The sequence below is a fragment of the Blautia sp. An46 genome, assembly GCF_002161645.1.
Lineage (GTDB): Bacteria > Bacillota > Clostridia > Lachnospirales > Lachnospiraceae > Blautia > Blautia ornithocaccae.
In genome coordinates, this window is sequence record NZ_NFIF01000001.1 from 121,376 (window position 1) to 135,452 (window position 14,077).

19 protein-coding genes are annotated in these 14,077 nt (G+C 41.5%); 14 read left to right on the top strand and 5 right to left on the bottom strand.

All coding sequences use genetic code 11. The features are described 5' to 3' along the window. Nucleotides 1-115 precede the first annotated feature (115 nt). The 3 genes from B5G00_RS00535 to B5G00_RS00545 all read left to right on the top strand — a co-directional run bounded on the left by B5G00_RS00535 (nt 116) and on the right by B5G00_RS00545 (nt 1,737). Nucleotides 116-688, top strand: coding sequence for an accessory gene regulator B family protein (locus B5G00_RS00535; protein WP_087266893.1), 573 nt, complete (start codon nt 116-118; stop codon nt 686-688). Between the two features lie 385 nt (nt 689-1,073). Further along, entirely contained in the window at nt 1,074-1,289 is a 216-nt protein-coding gene (locus B5G00_RS19910; protein ID WP_070090351.1) for a helix-turn-helix transcriptional regulator, read from the top strand. Nucleotides 1,290-1,305: 16 nt separating this feature from the next. Next, nucleotides 1,306-1,737 (top strand): winged helix-turn-helix domain-containing protein, encoded by a 432-nt coding sequence (locus B5G00_RS00545; RefSeq protein WP_087266895.1) that lies wholly within the window; start codon nt 1,306-1,308, stop codon nt 1,735-1,737. Between the two features lie 33 nt (nt 1,738-1,770). Here B5G00_RS00545 and B5G00_RS00550 read toward each other — a convergent pair whose 3' ends face one another. Beyond that, nucleotides 1,771-2,022 carry a helix-turn-helix domain-containing protein gene (locus tag B5G00_RS00550; RefSeq protein ID WP_087266898.1) on the bottom strand — a complete coding sequence of 84 codons (252 nt, stop codon included), beginning with the start codon at nt 2,020-2,022 and terminating at the stop codon, nt 1,771-1,773. Nucleotides 2,023-2,193: 171 nt separating this feature from the next. Here B5G00_RS00550 and B5G00_RS00555 point away from each other — a divergent pair, with 171 nt between their 5' ends. Then, a complete protein-coding gene (locus B5G00_RS00555) occupies nt 2,194-2,532 on the top strand; it encodes a hypothetical protein (RefSeq protein WP_087266900.1) in 339 nt (112 codons plus the stop codon). 103 nt (nt 2,533-2,635) lie between these two features. On the opposite strand, the gene B5G00_RS00560 is transcribed toward B5G00_RS00555, so the two are convergent. Then, a complete protein-coding gene (locus tag B5G00_RS00560; RefSeq protein WP_087266903.1) occupies nt 2,636-2,986 on the bottom strand; it encodes a helix-turn-helix domain-containing protein in 351 nt (116 codons plus the stop codon). 226 nt (nt 2,987-3,212) lie between these two features. Here B5G00_RS00560 and B5G00_RS00565 point away from each other — a divergent pair, with 226 nt between their 5' ends. The 5 genes from B5G00_RS00565 (at nt 3,213) to B5G00_RS00585 (ending at nt 6,566) form a co-directional block, all read left to right on the top strand. Continuing rightward, the gene (locus tag B5G00_RS00565) at nt 3,213-3,527 is read left to right on the top strand and encodes a hypothetical protein (protein WP_087266906.1); all 315 of its coding nucleotides are present in this window, start codon (nt 3,213-3,215) and stop codon (nt 3,525-3,527) included. Next, nucleotides 3,505-3,945, top strand: a complete 441-nt coding sequence (locus tag B5G00_RS00570) for a sigma-70 family RNA polymerase sigma factor (RefSeq protein ID WP_087266908.1) — start codon at nt 3,505-3,507, stop codon at nt 3,943-3,945. Before B5G00_RS00565 ends, B5G00_RS00570 begins: the two co-directional genes overlap by 23 nt. Further along, entirely contained in the window at nt 3,929-4,174 is a 246-nt protein-coding gene (locus tag B5G00_RS00575) for a helix-turn-helix domain-containing protein (protein ID WP_087266911.1), read from the top strand. The genes B5G00_RS00570 and B5G00_RS00575 overlap by 17 nt, the downstream gene beginning before the upstream one ends. Nucleotides 4,175-4,576: 402 nt before the next feature. Further along, nucleotides 4,577-4,726, top strand: coding sequence for an SHOCT domain-containing protein (locus tag B5G00_RS19180; protein WP_087266914.1), 150 nt, complete (start codon nt 4,577-4,579; stop codon nt 4,724-4,726). Between the two features lie 64 nt (nt 4,727-4,790). Beyond that, nucleotides 4,791-6,566: a recombinase family protein gene (locus B5G00_RS00585; RefSeq protein WP_087266917.1), complete on the top strand. Its 1,776-nt coding sequence runs from the start codon at nt 4,791-4,793 to the stop codon at nt 6,564-6,566. A 250-nt stretch (nt 6,567-6,816) separates the two neighbouring features. On the opposite strand, the gene B5G00_RS00590 is transcribed toward B5G00_RS00585, so the two are convergent. Then, a complete protein-coding gene (locus B5G00_RS00590) occupies nt 6,817-7,116 on the bottom strand; it encodes a helix-turn-helix domain-containing protein (protein WP_206423763.1) in 300 nt (99 codons plus the stop codon). A 155-nt stretch (nt 7,117-7,271) separates the two neighbouring features. On the opposite strand from B5G00_RS00590, the gene B5G00_RS00595 reads away from it, so the two are divergent. Then, entirely contained in the window at nt 7,272-7,517 is a 246-nt protein-coding gene (locus B5G00_RS00595; protein WP_087266920.1) for a hypothetical protein, read from the top strand. Between the two features lie 88 nt (nt 7,518-7,605). On the opposite strand, the gene B5G00_RS00600 is transcribed toward B5G00_RS00595, so the two are convergent. Together B5G00_RS00600 and B5G00_RS00610 are read right to left on the bottom strand one after the other, a co-directional pair. Then, the gene (locus B5G00_RS00600) at nt 7,606-7,950 is read right to left on the bottom strand and encodes a hypothetical protein (protein WP_087266923.1); all 345 of its coding nucleotides are present in this window, start codon (nt 7,948-7,950) and stop codon (nt 7,606-7,608) included. Between the two features lie 325 nt (nt 7,951-8,275). Then, entirely contained in the window at nt 8,276-9,256 is a 981-nt protein-coding gene (locus B5G00_RS00610; RefSeq protein WP_087266925.1) for a helix-turn-helix domain-containing protein, read from the bottom strand. Nucleotides 9,257-9,465: 209 nt separating this feature from the next. Between B5G00_RS00610 and B5G00_RS00615 the strand changes: the two genes are divergently transcribed. From B5G00_RS00615 to B5G00_RS00630, 4 genes are read left to right on the top strand one after another with little or no spacing between them, the layout of a single operon-like run. Continuing rightward, the gene (locus B5G00_RS00615; RefSeq protein WP_087266930.1) at nt 9,466-10,056 is read left to right on the top strand and encodes an MptD family putative ECF transporter S component; all 591 of its coding nucleotides are present in this window, start codon (nt 9,466-9,468) and stop codon (nt 10,054-10,056) included. Next, nucleotides 10,057-10,779, top strand: coding sequence for an energy-coupling factor transporter transmembrane component T (locus B5G00_RS00620; RefSeq protein WP_087266932.1), 723 nt, complete (start codon nt 10,057-10,059; stop codon nt 10,777-10,779). Nucleotides 10,780-10,795: 16 nt separating this feature from the next. Beyond that, the gene (locus B5G00_RS00625) at nt 10,796-12,304 is read left to right on the top strand and encodes an ABC transporter ATP-binding protein (protein WP_087266934.1); all 1,509 of its coding nucleotides are present in this window, start codon (nt 10,796-10,798) and stop codon (nt 12,302-12,304) included. Nucleotides 12,305-12,329: 25 nt separating this feature from the next. Continuing rightward, entirely contained in the window at nt 12,330-14,075 is a 1,746-nt protein-coding gene (locus B5G00_RS00630; protein WP_087266936.1) for an ABC transporter ATP-binding protein, read from the top strand. The last annotated feature ends 2 nt before the right edge of the window (nt 14,076-14,077 follow it).

The following is a 14,077-nucleotide window of genomic DNA, read 5'->3' on the forward strand; positions in this document are numbered from 1 at the left end:
ACACCGAGCGAAGATAACGCAGCAAATGCCCGGAATTGCACGGTTTGAGGCGTGTTGCCCCTTGTACACCGACGCTAATATGATTAAAGAGAGAGATTCTGTAGGAGAAAATTGAATGATAGGTGAGTGGAGCAGGAAAATATCAAACCAAATATGTGAAAATCAGAACGAAAAGGAAATTATTCAATATGGTTTAAATCAGCTTTTTTGGATACTATTAAATTTTTTTGCAATTGCAATATCAGGTGTTTTGTGGCACGAATTTTGTTTTAGTATCTTGGCCTTTTTGGAAATATATTTTTTGCGCCCGTATGCGGGCGGTTATCATGCTGATACAGAAATAAAATGCTGTATGATTTTTGTAGGAATCGTGAATATTGCAATGCTAGTAAGAAAAATCAACGTGATTTCGTTGGATTGTATGTTTGTTATTTATTTATGCTTCATTTGTGTAATTGTTCTGTTTTCTCCTGTAGATAATCCGATACATCCATTGTCAAAAGTCGATAGTAGGTTCTATGCAAAAAGATCGAGGCAATTAATTTTTTGGTACAGCTTCTTGCTTGTAATAAGTATAGCTCTGCGAATTATGGTTTTAAGAGATTCAATTATATACACAGTTTTGATAGTAGGAATATCTGCATTGGCAGGAAAATGGAAGTACAGGAAGCGAGTATTCGTTTTGTGAAAAATATAAATTAAAAACGTCCAGTGGGACGGCGCTTCTTATGTAATGGATACGGTTGCATGCAAGCAGGGAACAATCGGCGAAGGAGCATATGATTTGCGGATAAAAAGTGACAGTGGGACGGTGGTCGTGCGATGATGATTTTACTTAGCGTAAACAAATTTTTACTGGAATTGCTTTTACTAAACCAAATGACCTTACAGGATAGATATGGATATGAGCTGGCAACAAGAGTAACACTAGTATAGCGTCTCCAAATTAACCGGACTCTATACTTGTCTAAATTTCCATCTGCTGCGTTGTCATCAGTTGGCGTAGCCACCGCTACGCCGCCTTTTTCCGCCTTGCAGAATGAAAATTTATCCTGCGCATATAGTCCAGTTATATGGAAGACGCTATACTAGGAATAGAAATAACATCCGGCAGAATATATTCTTCTTTAAAATCTTTAAATAAGAGAGGAATGCTTGTTAAGGAAAACAAGATTGTAAATGGAAAGGTAAGAATTTATTACTCAATTACGGCTGAAGGGGAGGTTTATAGGCTGAGCTTTCAGCGGCAATTAGAAAGAGAGACTACAGCTATAAAAACGCTTATATAGGAGAAGGTGAGATTCCGTGGGGAAAGTTTTAATAGCCACATTTGATGATGAAGATGAAATGGCGCTTGATGAACTACTTTTGTTTCTGAAATCAAGAAAATACATAAGGCTTATAAATACTTTCTCTAATGATAACTACTTAAAATATGATAATCTGGTAATAGATTCAAAATATCGGATAGTAGAGACAGGCGGGGAAAGTATTGAACTAACTAATTATGAATTTGAAATTTTATACTTGCTGGCACGACATCCCGGACAGGTATTTTCTAAAGAGCAAATATACAATCAGGTGTGGAAAGAGCCGTATTACAGGGCAGAGGACAATGTAATGAGTCTGATTCGGAGAATACGAAAGAAAATTGAACCTGATCCGTCAAAACCAATTTATGTTTTGACAGTGTGGGGAATCGGCTATAAATTCAATAATGCAATAAAAAGAAAATAAGCGGCTGCTGTCAATTCTAAAAGACAGAGCCGCTTATTTTATGTCAGTAGCACCTAAAAGGTAGTCTGTTGATGTATGAAAATAATTTGCAATAGCTACAATTTCATAGTCTGGCACAAAGCGTTTTCCTTGTTCAATTCTTAGGATTGTTAAATCTGTAAATTCAAACCCTTCTGTCTGTAATCGGGCGGCAAGTGTCTTTTGAGAAATGCCTTGTGCAGTACGCAGTTCTTTTAATCTACTTCCAATAATATTTTTGGATTGTCCGTTCCAGTATATCTTCATTCTATCCCTCACTTCTAAAGTTGAAGTATTATAATTGATTTTACCGAGTTGGGATGCTAATATACTTCTAAAGATGAAGTTTTAGAAAAAATATGCTGAATTATTATAGAATGGCAACAATAAAGATATAGCAGCATGGCAGCAAATGCCGAGAGTGAAAGGAGTACCGACATGGAAAACGAAGTATGGAGTGAAATAAGCACATTTTTAAATGATCTCCGATGTGGAGATGTGAGCAGAAAGTCATATCTTCACTTTCCGGAACTGAAAGAAGCAGAAAAGATCAGAAAGGCAAAAAAAGCAAATTTTGAGACAGAGATGGGAAAACTAAATGCAGAGCAAAGACAACAAATAGAGAATTATTTAGAAGCTGTGCAGCACTTGGCATTTATGGAAGAAGAACGGGCATACTGTCAAGGATATGTGGACTGTATTCAGTTGTTAGGTGGCTTGGGGGTATTGAATAGCAATCCGGACATAGAAATGCTGCTTTCAAAAATGAAAAAATAGTCAGATAAAAAGGCTCTTTCCAATAACAAGGATTGAGCCTTTTCTGTGTCAGCAATTAATAAATATCAGCGGATATCGGAGTTTTATCAGATTTAGACCAAAATTATTCCTTAACATCGTTAATGGCATTTAGATCAGGCTGCAGCATGGCAGTGGCAGTTGCCAGAAGAATCTGAAGCTGGTGTTCGTTGCAGTGTGTTAGTAGACGGAGTAGCTGCTTATATGTAGAATTCTCGCTGTTTCCGTTTGGATAAACGTAATCATCTGCGGAAAGATTCAATAACCGCATGGCTTTACAGAACAATGGCAGGCTTGGAGTACCTTTGTGGCGCTCTAAATCTCCGAGATAAGTAGGAGACACACCGAGTTTTTCAGCAAGTTCTTCCTGTGTCCAGTGCCGATCCATCCGGGCATTTTTTACCATTGTTGCAAAGAGTGTCTTGGGAATATCCATGTTTATTCACCTCCATAAATATAGTGTATTACCCTGTATTTAAAAAGTGAAAAGGGTGTGAGCTTGGTATTTTATAGGGGTTAAAACCTAGAAAGAGTATTCAAGTCCTTTTTCGGATAAAAAAAACAAAATTCCGGAAAGGGTTATTTGAATACTCTTTTTTGCTTTCTTCCGGGATTTTGTTGGAGCGCAGAGTGGTTTTAAGGAAGAAATATGGGCGGCAGTTATGTCGTTTATCAGATATACAGCTAAAAAAATCTTAATTATTGCTGCTCTGTCAAACACCCTTGTACCTATGGTAAAAACCTGTATCAGAGTAGGGGTAATAATTGAATCAGTTATAGAGTGCGTCCGATGGGCTTCGTTAGCCTGTCCGGGCGCATTTTATATATATGAAAATTTTTTGAAAAATTTTCTTCCCGAACCGAACATCGGGCATCACCCATTCGGGACTATGGATGAAAGGGAGATAGAAACTTCATCCATGTGCTGGTGGAAGGGGAAGGAGGTGAACTCTTATGGGGAAATCTTCTTCCAATGATGAGCTGACGATTCGTAATCAGTTTGACCGGATATGCAAACTGGCGCTAAAAGGTGAGGCTGCTGATTATTATCGGCATATTGCTTATCGGCAGAAACATGAAGTGCTGTTTTCGGAGCTTTCGCAGAAGGAACTGGACAGCATTTTTGTCGTAGACAAGCATACAGTGGAAAACAAGTGCTTCCGGGTACTTGGATATGACATTGAAGTAAAAGACATATTACTTGCGGAGGCAATACAGTCGCTTTCTGAAAACAAACGGAAGGTAGTGCTGCTGTCTTATTTCATGGATATGAGCGATGCAGACATTGCCAGAATGATGAATCTTGTGCGAAGCACAGTCCATGAGCATCGGAAACGCTCGCTGGAACTTATGAAAGAAATGATGGAGGAATATCAAAATGAGCAGGAAAAGTAGAAAAAATGAAGCGTTTGATCTGCCTTCTTTCCAGATGATCCGGGCGGCTTCAAACGGAGATATTGAAGCGATCAATGCAGTGCTGAAACACTATGAAGGTTACATAGCGGCATTGTCTACCAGAAAGATGTATGACGAGAACAGACAGGTTCGTTACTGTGTAGACGAGACATTGCGGAGACGGCTTGAGACAAAGTTAATCACTAAGATTTTAGCATTTGAAATTTAGCTCGAAGTAAGCGGCAGAAAATATCCCTTTCTGTTTTTTGCTGTTTCGGAGCAGGTGTACCTTGACAATTTCATATTTTTCCTGCAGGACGCAGAAAACAGTGGAGCTGTGTGATGGATACGCCATGACTGCCTGTGTCCGGCACTTTGCGACATCGTGGCGTAAAGTTGCCGGACATTGAAAACGAAGGAATGCCAGTTTGGGTATTGAAGTAAAGGTACGAGCGAAAAATATCTGATCACAGATAAAGTGACGGAGACTTTGTGCGAAGATACTGCTTTCTGATAATGAGACTTCCGGAGACAAGCTGCTCCGGTCCGAGAGGATGGTGTGATACCAATGAGGCTGTGCCCGACAGCCGCCTGCAGGAGAGTATTATTTTGAAAGGGGTATCTGATATATATGGATAATAAAAAATTATTGAGATATAGTATGCAGCTATCTATGTTAAAGCAGTTGCTTTCTAAGAAGTTGATTAATGAAACAGAGTACCATGTAATACAAAAAAGATTGATGAAAGATTATGGTATCGTGTCCAACATTACGGCTTGACGGTATATCTGTATTGTATTATAATATAATCAACACTATGGTAGGAACACAAAAGGAGGGAGAAATGGAAGTTGAATTGATTAAAGCACATGATCCATTTGACGGTTCTGCCAGACGGAAGATTGGGCGGTTGAGAGTGGCGGCTTATTGCCGAGTAAGTACGGACGATGAAGATCAGATAAAAAGTTATAACTCAATGGTTACGCATTATACAGAGTTAATTAAGAATAATAAAGAATGGATATTTTCAGGTATATATGCTGATAAGGCAATCACTGGGACAAAGGTTGATAAGAGAGACGAGTTTCAGAGGTTGATTCAGGATTGCATGGATGGCAAGATAGATATGATTATTGCTAAAAGCCTTCCACGATTTGCCAGAAATACTTTGGATACATTGAAATATGTTCGTATGTTGAAAGAGAGAAATATTGCTGTTTATTTTGAGGTTGAGAAGATTAACACATTAAAGGACGGCGAATTTCTAATGACTATTTTAAGTTCTGTAGCACAGCAAGAAGTTGAAAATACTTCTGCTTATGTGAAAAAGGGCTTGAAGATGAAAATGAAGCGGGGAGAATTGGTAGGATTTCAAGGCTGTTTGGGATATGATTATGATGTGGAAACAAAATCTATCTCAATCAATGAGGAAGGTGCTGTGGTTGTACGGTATATTTTTGATAGATATGTGGCTGGGGCAGGTAGCACAATGATAGCCAGAGAACTGAATGAGCAGGGGCATCTGACAATCAGAGGAAATCCATGGACTTCATCCAGCGTTATGGGAATCATTAATAATGAAAAATATAAGGGAGATATTTTACTTGGAAAAACCTTTACGGTTGATCCGATTTCAAAAAGACGCTTAGAAAATCTTGGGGAGGAAGATCGGTATTATATACATGATCATCACGAACCAATCATTACAGAGGAACAATTTGAACGGGCGCAGGAGATGAGAAGACGTAGAAACGGAAATAGGAAATGTGGAGTCACTCCTGGAAAGCGTGAAAAGTTTAGTCGGCAGTTTGCGTTTAGCTGTATGGTAGAATGCGGATTCTGTGGCTCTAATCTTTCTCGTAGGCGATGGCACAGTAGCTCTAAGTATAAAAAGACGATATGGCAGTGCGTTAAGTCAACAAAAGAAGGAAAGAGATTTTGTCCGGATAGCAAAGGTATTCCAGAGCAGGTCATAGAAGAAGCATTTATTGAGTCTTATAGGATGCTGTGTAATGATAACAAAGATGTTTTGGAAGAATTTTTGAAGCGAACCGAGAAAGCACTTGGAGAAAATTCGATTGGAGATCAGTTACATAAGTTGGAGAAAAGCATTGAAAAGGTTTCTTTAAAGAGAAAAAAGCTGCTTGATAATTATCTGAAAGGCATTATTGAACAGGATATTTATGAGGAAACGGATGTAGAACTGAAAACTGAACTAACAAATACAAGGGCAAAGCTAGAGTATTTGCAGCAACAGTCGGATGAAAAGAGTTCATTGCAAAGGAGGCTTTCAGATTTCAAAAAAGCACTATCGCATAATGAAGTGCTAGAAGAATTTGACAGAGGAATATTTGAGAGTATAGTTGAAAAAGTAATAGTCGGCGGACTAGATGAAGATGGAAACAAAGATCCTTATAAGATTACTTTCATATATAAAACAGGATTTAAGAATGAAATTGGAAACGCAAAAGAGAGATTCGTGAAGTCATCAAGTATCGGAGACAAAGTGAAAAAAATGTGTTCCGATATAAGTGACGAGGTAAAGGGTGTGTGTTCCTATATTAGTCTCAACACATGTGGAGTGCGTAGTATTGATGTCAAAAGTCAAAGAATAGAATAGTGAAAAAGTGTAGAAAATAAGGGGTTTCCGGAAGTCGGGGCTTGTCAGAGGACAGGTTCCGGTTCCCGGATTTTTTCATTTTACGGGTAAGGGGGAACTGGTCTACTATGGAAAATGGCGGAGAGTTGAGTGGTTGATTTTGATATTGGGGGTGTTGAGTTGACAGGTTGGATAAATGGTATGTGGAGTTGACAGCATGGATGCAGGCAAAAAGAAAAGCACATCTTTCCCGGTGTGGGAGTGATGTGCTTTAAATGGCATCCATCAGTTCAAGAAGAATTTGTTTCTGCCTGTCGGTCAGGGTACTCCATTTTGAAAAGAGCTTCTGTTGTTCTTCGGTTAATTGAGCTTCTTCGCCTTCGGCAAAGAACTGAGCCAAGGTGATACCAAACGCACGGCATACTGCTTCCAAAGTTGGCAGAGTTGGTGCGTTATTTCTGTTGAACATATTTGTAACGGTGGAATGGGAGAGGTTTGCTTCCTTTGCCAGACGGTAGTCTGTCCATTTCCGTTCTTCCATCAATTCTCTGATTCGTTTCTGCGTATCCATATCATCACCTACCTATCTGTATCTATTCTAAGTCCCAGAATGGTGGTATAATAGTCACAATCGGTAGCCAACATATTTCCTAAAAGGGGCTTATGCAGTTATAGTATTATTGTAGATGATGGAAATGCTATTCACAAAAGACTGGAGGTAGAATAATGCAGGAGCATATTTTTGAAAGAATGGCGAGAGAGAGAAACATTTCGGTTGAGGAAATGCGGGCAATAATTTCCGATAGAATTGAAAAGGGGTGGAATGATAAAGATCCGGTCAAACGGGAGCAATGGAGAAAAATTCCCTGTGCTGGAGATATTCCAACGCCAGATGAATGGCTGCGATATGCGATTGGAAGGATCAAAAATAATAGTCAAGAGGATTTGCTGAGAAGATATTTGAATTGGTAATTCACAAGTTCAGTAGTTTTATAACAAGAAAAGCCTCGCCGATGAAGCGAGGGCTTCTCGTTTTATTCTGCTGCAGACTTATCGGAATCTACTGCCGGAGCTTTTTTGGCGCGGCCTCTATTTCCGGCTCGGCGGCCTCCACGGCCATAACCTCTGTGCTTTCCTGTGCGGCGGCTTTGGCTGCGGCCTTCGCCGCCCGGCTTACTCTGGTACGAGCCTCCGGGAATACCTCCGGCAGTGCACCTTCCTCATAATGGATTTCAAAGGTAATCTTCCCGTCCATGTGTACGTTGAAATGGAAGTCGGTCATTTCTACCTCTTTGAGCATATCCGGCAGCTCGATGTTTTTGTACCGCTTGACTTCCTCGCCGTTTACCATAAGGCAAACCGGAACCGCGTCCCTCAGTTTCGCTGTGATTTTTCCTGTTTTCATTGTATTTTCCACCTTTCTTTTTGTGCTTGGGCTTGTGCCTCGTGTGAGTCACAGCTTACACACCACGGACGGAAAAGCAAGGCTTTTGAGAAAAAGATTAACCACTTACTCAATAAAAGTGCATGGACGCCATGTCGCCCCGTATGATGGAGGCGGCAGGCGTCACCGAAGACCTGAAAGCCTGTGACCACATGCGCGGGGTAGGCTTGCCAATGCATTGAAAACGCAGATGGAGGAAATTATTTTTCAAGAATTGATTTATACATAGTTTTGAACATAGCAAGAACCGAGACATTTTCTCAAAAGAGATTTCTCGGCTCCTGCTCTAAATATTTTTTAATTTTTTTGAGCGCCGATATTCCAGCGGGTTCATCTGAAATTGTTGACGGAATACCTCGGCAAACTTCCCCTGTTTTGTATACCCAATTTGTGAAGCGATTTCGGATATAGGCAATTTGGTTTCGGTCAATAACTTTTCTGCTATGCTCATACGCAAATCGCGCAGATAATCAGATACATTTTTCCCATACACTCCACGGAAATAGTTTTTCAGGCTTGTTTCACTAACGCCGAATTGCTGTGCAATCTGCTTCATGGGAATATGCTGTTTCAAATCAGCAGTTAATATCTGTTCTGCCTTTTTTGCAATTTCTACTTGTATGCTGGTATAGAAGGTGAGAGTTTTTTCCTGGACAACATTTCTTGCATCTAATAGCAGATGTAGCAACTCTAAGACACAAAGTTTCATGTGGAAAGGAGATGGTGTTTCATAGAGCTGCCATAACCGCTCAAGAATTTTACCCATCTCGCTGCTGGCTTCTGCGATGTATGTATCCTTCTTTTCAAAATAGATTTCTGACAGTTGCGATAAGTTCAAATTGAAAAGATTATCCATATTGGAGTTGGCTTCTGTGAAAAAATCAGGGTCAAAATACATGGTGATACCGTGATAATACTTCGTAGGGAAATAAGATTCGCTTTGCGAGGTCTGCCTACTGATGCAAAAATCTTTTTCTTTGAGATAAATATAAGAATTATCATCCAAAAGCATCTCAATCCGGCCACCTACACAATAATTAAATTGCATTGGGTGATACACAGCATTTTCTGCGATTTCTCCCGGCAAAGACCGAGCGTGAATATCAAAGAAAATCAGGTGCATGTATGGCAGAATATTGAAAAGGGTTGTTTTACTGATGCCCTCTGCCGAATTGATTGTAAATGACAAGCTATCTGGCCCTTTTTGCAACTGCACATTCGATGAAACCAAATAGTTTTCAAGCATTTGATTTAATACTTCACCCATTACACCGCCCCTTTTCTTCTAAAGTATTCTTGCAGTATGGAATCGTCACAATTATTATCGTCTTGTTTTGATTGCTTGTCAAGTTGAAAACTCGTTGCTATATGGGGCTAAAATGCTGATATAGGGATAGAAGTACAGAAAGCATGTATGTTATACTTCTTTGTGGTTAGCGAAGTCTAACCACAATAAAAGGTTAGGAGGACATTCTCATGAATGAAAAGAAACTAAAGGCAAGAGATTTCATCACCATTGGTATCTTTACTGCGATCCTGTGGGTTGTGCAGATGGTTATCATGTATCTCGGATTTCTGTCCCCGTTTATCGTCGCCGGCTATGCGGTTCTCATCCCGATTGTCACTGGTATTCCGATGATGCTCTACTATGCGCGGATTGAGAAGTTTGGGATGCTTACAATAACATCGGTTATTGTTGCAATCCTGTTGTTTATCTTTGGTATGGGCTTTCTTGGCGCACCTATTTGTATTTCAGCAGGAGTGATTGCAGATTTGATTGCCAAGTCCGGGAAATATAAAAGCTGGAAAAAAACCGTTATCAGCTGCGGCGTATTTAATCTTTGGGTTAGCGCAAGTTATCTCCCCCTCGTCCTCACGGCAGACTCTTATAAGCAAAGTCTGATTGAAGGCGGATTTGATGCCTCTTTTGCCGATACCCTGTTTACGCTCGTAACTCCCGCTACATATCCAGTCATTATTCTGCTCTGCTTTGTGTGCGGAGTAATCGGTGCGTTTATTGGTAAGGCCGTTGTACGGAAGAACTTTGAAAAGGCGGGAATTGTATAAATGGAAAATGGATATAGAAAAAGCCTCAATATCCGCTTCCATCTTGATCCAAGAACAAAACTGCTTTTGCTGATTTTGTTTTCTGTTGTTGTGATGATTGATGTAACGGATGGCCCGGCTTATATTGTCCGGGCCATCATGACCTACATTCCTGTGGTTCTGGTCTGCCTGGAAGGGAAACCCCATGTAGGCGCAAGATTTACTGTTCTTTTCATTTTGGCTACATGGCTTATGGAGATTACACAGGAAAACATCGGGGGCATAGCGGGCATGTTGATACTGTTTCTATGCTACATGATTACGCAGTTTGCACCAACGATGATTATGGTCTGGTACTGCATTTCAACAACAAAAATCAGTGAATTTATGGCTGCTATGAACCGTATGCGCCTGCCACAAGGACTTGCAATTTCTATTGCCGTAATGATGCGCTTTTTTCCTACATTGTCAGAGGAATACCGGTCAATCCGTGATGCTATGCGTATGAGAGGAATTACTTTTGGCGGCGGCAAGGTAACTAAAATGATTGAATATCGCTTAGTTCCTCTGCTGTTTTCCTGTATCAGTATCGGGGACGAGTTATCAGCGGCGGCAGTCACCAGAGGTCTTGGAGCCCCGGTAAAAAGGACGAATGTTTGTGAGATTGGGTTCCATAGCAAAGATTATGTGGTAATTGCAGTAACTTTAGTGTTGTCAATTTTATATATTTACCTTTCGGTGTGAGTGGAAGTGGGATGATATGATTGAGATAAAAAATGTAACCTTTCATTATTCAGGATTAGACCAAGCGGGGCTTTGTGATTTTAATCTGTCTGTTACAGACGGAGAATGTATTCTTTTGTGCGGTGCATCAGGCTGTGGTAAAACAACTGTGACGAGGCTTATCAATGGTCTTATCCCCCATTTTTTCAAGGGCGAGCTTACCGGGGATGTTTATGTGAATGGATTAGACATCAAGCAGCAGGAACTTTATAATCTGGCCGGAATTGTCGGGTCTGTTTTCCAAAATCCCCGCAGCCAATTCTTTTCCGTAGACACAGACGGCGAAGTGGTCTTTGGGCCTGAAAATATCGGCTTGCCAAAGCCGGAAATTTTAACCAGAAAAAAGCAGGTAGTCCAGGAGTTAAATCTAAATGATCTTTTGGGACGCAGCCTTTTCGACTTATCTGGCGGTGAAAAACAAAAGATTGCCTGTGCATCGGTGGCGGCTCTCTTACCGGACATCATCATTTTGGATGAGCCATCCTCAAACTTGGATTGGGCGGCAATCCGCGATCTGCGTGATGCTATGCAGCTTTGGAAATCTCAAGGCAAGACGATCATCATTTCAGAACACCGCCTATGGTATCTGAAAGATATTATTGACCGGGCCGTTTATATGGAAAAAGGCCGTATCGTCAACAAATGGACAAGGCAGGAATTTTCTCAGCTTACAGAAAAGGAATTGAAATCCTATGAACTTCGGCCTGTTACATTGGAGGAACGCTATATCCGGCAATTCTCTAATGTTTCAAAGTCAGGCGATGAAAATCCCGCAGATCAGAGAAATCTGGAAACAGGCATTGACGGAGATGAACTGTTGTGCCTTACGGATTTCTATTTCACCTACACACCGCGAAAATATCTTTTTGTAAAGAAAAAGCTGACACCAGAAGATGAAGAAATTTGCGATTTACGGATACCACATCTTCAAATTGAAAAAGGGAAAATCGTCGGAGTGATTGGGGATAACGGCTCTGGAAAATCAACCTTTCTTCGCTGCTTATGCGGGTTAGAAAAGACCTGTATAGGAACTGTTGAAGTCTCAGGCAGAACATATCATGGGCGGCAGATGACAAAGATTTGCTATATGGTTATGCAGGATGTAAACCATCAGCTATTTACAAACAGTGTTCTCTCCGAAGTGCTTCTGTCAATGGAACACCCTGATGAGAAGGCAGCCGAAAAAATTTTAGAAAGCCTTGATCTGGATGAATACAAGGAAAAACATCCAATGGCTTTGTCAGGAGGACAAAAGCAACGGGTAGCGATTGCATCTGCGATTGCAGCACAGGCGCAGATTTTACTTTTCGATGAGCCTACATCTGGACTGGATTACCGCCACATGCGTGAGGTAGCGGAACTTTTGAAAAGACTGGCGGCCGAAGGAAAGACAATATTTGTATCGACCCATGACCCGGAACTGATTGCTTTATGCTGTGATAAGATTATCCGAATCACTGAGGGGCGGGCGCAGGAAGTCGGCTAATATTTCAGAAGGAGGTTGATAAGTTGTGAAAGAACAGAAAAAGGGTTCTCCCCTCGGCACTCTTTGGAGCTGGGGGAAGGCTCATCACGGCAAATTTGTTTTCAGTATTATCCTGGCAATTCTCGGTGTGGCCTGCCAGATGATACCGTATTTTTGTGTTGTTAATGTCATTTCTAAAATGTTCGCAGGAGAGACTGCCTTCTCTGCATATCTGCCTGTATGTCTTGTGGCTTTGACCGGATATTGCGGGAAGGTGCTTTTTTCAAACCTGTCAACAGTAATTTCCCATAATGCGGCGTATAGTACGCTGCGGGATCTGAGGGAGCGTGTTGTGGAAAAACTCGCAAAGGTTCCAATGGGAACGATTTTGGACACCCCATCCGGCCACTATAAAAGCATTATTGTTGACCGGATAGAAGGTATGGAAGTGCCGTTTGCCCATCTCCTGCCGGAAATGACCTCAAATATGTTGGTGCCGCTGTTTATCATTGTGTACCTGTTCGTTTTGGATTGGCGGATGGCGCTCCTTTCCCTGGCAACCCTGTTTATCGGGTTGGTCATTATGTCCATCGGTATGCGGAACTATGCCACAGAAGGCGCAGGTGCAATGGCCGCCAGCAAGAAAATGGCCGACGCTGTTGTAGAGTATATCGGCGGTATTGAGGTAGTCAAAGCATTCAGCCAGTCGGCAGGTTCCTATGAGAAATATGCGGATGCTGTCCGGGGCAATGCAGATTACTACATAAAATGGATGGCTAACAGCCAGAAAACCATGTGTTCTTATAATGCAGTGATTCCATCCGTACTTTTAAGCGTTCTTCCAGGCGGTATGGCTCTTTGGCTTTCCGGCAGTTTGGAAACCGTGACCTTTATGGCGGCGGTTATCTTTTCCCTTGGGCTTGTAGGGCCAATCATGGAGGCTTTTTCTTTCACCGGCTCTTTGGCTATGCTGGGAAAAAATACAGAGGAAATCGACAGTATCTTAAATGCCGAAGAACTTCACCATTCCAATAAGCCTGTTGTGTTTGACGATTTGGAAATTGAACTCAAGAATGTATCTTTTTCTTATGATAAACAGCAGGAAGTTTTGCATGGCATAAATCTTTCCATCCGCCCCGGAACGATGACCGCCCTTGTGGGGCCTTCCGGTTCCGGCAAGTCTACGATAGCAAAACTAATTGCCGGGTATTGGGATGTTACCAGCGGCAGCATTACTTTGGGTGGTCATGAGCTGACAGAGGTTCCGTTGTCACAGCTTTCGGAACAAATTTCCTATGTATCCCAGGATAACTACCTGTTTAACCGCAGTATCCGTGAAAATATCCGTATGGGAAAACCTGGCGCATCTGATCAAGAAGTTGAAAAAGCAGCAATCCGAAGCGGCTGTGACAGCTTTATTCGTGGGCTGGATAAAGGATATGAAACGATTGTCGGCAGCAGCGGTTCCCAGCTTTCCGGCGGTGAGCGCCAGCGAATTGCTATTGCCCGCGCTATGCTGAAAGACGCTCCCAGCGTGATTTTAGACGAGGCCACAGCTTTCATTGATCCAGAGAACGAAGCAATCGTCCAGAAAGCAATTTCTGCATTAACTGCCGGAAAGACACTGATTGTAATTGCCCATAGGCTTTCTACAATCACAGGCGCAGATAACATTGTGGTAGTCAATGCAGGAAATATTGAAGCACAAGGCACCCATGAACAATTACTGGCCCACTGTCCGCTTTACAAGGATATGTGGCAGGCGCACATTGGTGCAAGAGATGAAGCGTAAGG

What these genes read in the sequence shown, in the direction of transcription:
- B5G00_RS00535 (WP_087266893.1), top strand. Translation starts at nt 116, where the DNA reads ATGATAGGTGAGTGGAGCAGGAAAATATCAAACCAAATATGTGAAAAT.
- B5G00_RS19910 (WP_070090351.1), top strand. Translation starts at nt 1,074, where the DNA reads ATGGAAGACGCTATACTAGGAATAGAAATAACATCCGGCAGAATATAT.
- B5G00_RS00550 (WP_087266898.1), bottom strand. Translation starts at nt 2,022, where the DNA reads ATGAAGATATACTGGAACGGACAATCCAAAAATATTATTGGAAGTAGA.
- B5G00_RS00555 (WP_087266900.1), top strand. Translation starts at nt 2,194, where the DNA reads ATGGAAAACGAAGTATGGAGTGAAATAAGCACATTTTTAAATGATCTC.
- B5G00_RS00560 (WP_087266903.1), bottom strand. Translation starts at nt 2,986, where the DNA reads ATGGATATTCCCAAGACACTCTTTGCAACAATGGTAAAAAATGCCCGG.
- B5G00_RS00565 (WP_087266906.1), top strand. Translation starts at nt 3,213, where the DNA reads ATGTCGTTTATCAGATATACAGCTAAAAAAATCTTAATTATTGCTGCT.
- B5G00_RS00570 (WP_087266908.1), top strand. Translation starts at nt 3,505, where the DNA reads ATGGGGAAATCTTCTTCCAATGATGAGCTGACGATTCGTAATCAGTTT.
- B5G00_RS00575 (WP_087266911.1), top strand. Translation starts at nt 3,929, where the DNA reads ATGAGCAGGAAAAGTAGAAAAAATGAAGCGTTTGATCTGCCTTCTTTC.
- B5G00_RS19180 (WP_087266914.1), top strand. Translation starts at nt 4,577, where the DNA reads ATGGATAATAAAAAATTATTGAGATATAGTATGCAGCTATCTATGTTA.
- B5G00_RS00585 (WP_087266917.1), top strand. Translation starts at nt 4,791, where the DNA reads ATGGAAGTTGAATTGATTAAAGCACATGATCCATTTGACGGTTCTGCC.
- B5G00_RS00590 (WP_206423763.1), bottom strand. Translation starts at nt 7,116, where the DNA reads ATGGATACGCAGAAACGAATCAGAGAATTGATGGAAGAACGGAAATGG.
- B5G00_RS00595 (WP_087266920.1), top strand. Translation starts at nt 7,272, where the DNA reads ATGCAGGAGCATATTTTTGAAAGAATGGCGAGAGAGAGAAACATTTCG.
- B5G00_RS00600 (WP_087266923.1), bottom strand. Translation starts at nt 7,950, where the DNA reads ATGAAAACAGGAAAAATCACAGCGAAACTGAGGGACGCGGTTCCGGTT.
- B5G00_RS00610 (WP_087266925.1), bottom strand. Translation starts at nt 9,256, where the DNA reads ATGGGTGAAGTATTAAATCAAATGCTTGAAAACTATTTGGTTTCATCG.
- B5G00_RS00615 (WP_087266930.1), top strand. Translation starts at nt 9,466, where the DNA reads ATGAATGAAAAGAAACTAAAGGCAAGAGATTTCATCACCATTGGTATC.
- B5G00_RS00620 (WP_087266932.1), top strand. Translation starts at nt 10,057, where the DNA reads ATGGAAAATGGATATAGAAAAAGCCTCAATATCCGCTTCCATCTTGAT.
- B5G00_RS00625 (WP_087266934.1), top strand. Translation starts at nt 10,796, where the DNA reads ATGATTGAGATAAAAAATGTAACCTTTCATTATTCAGGATTAGACCAA.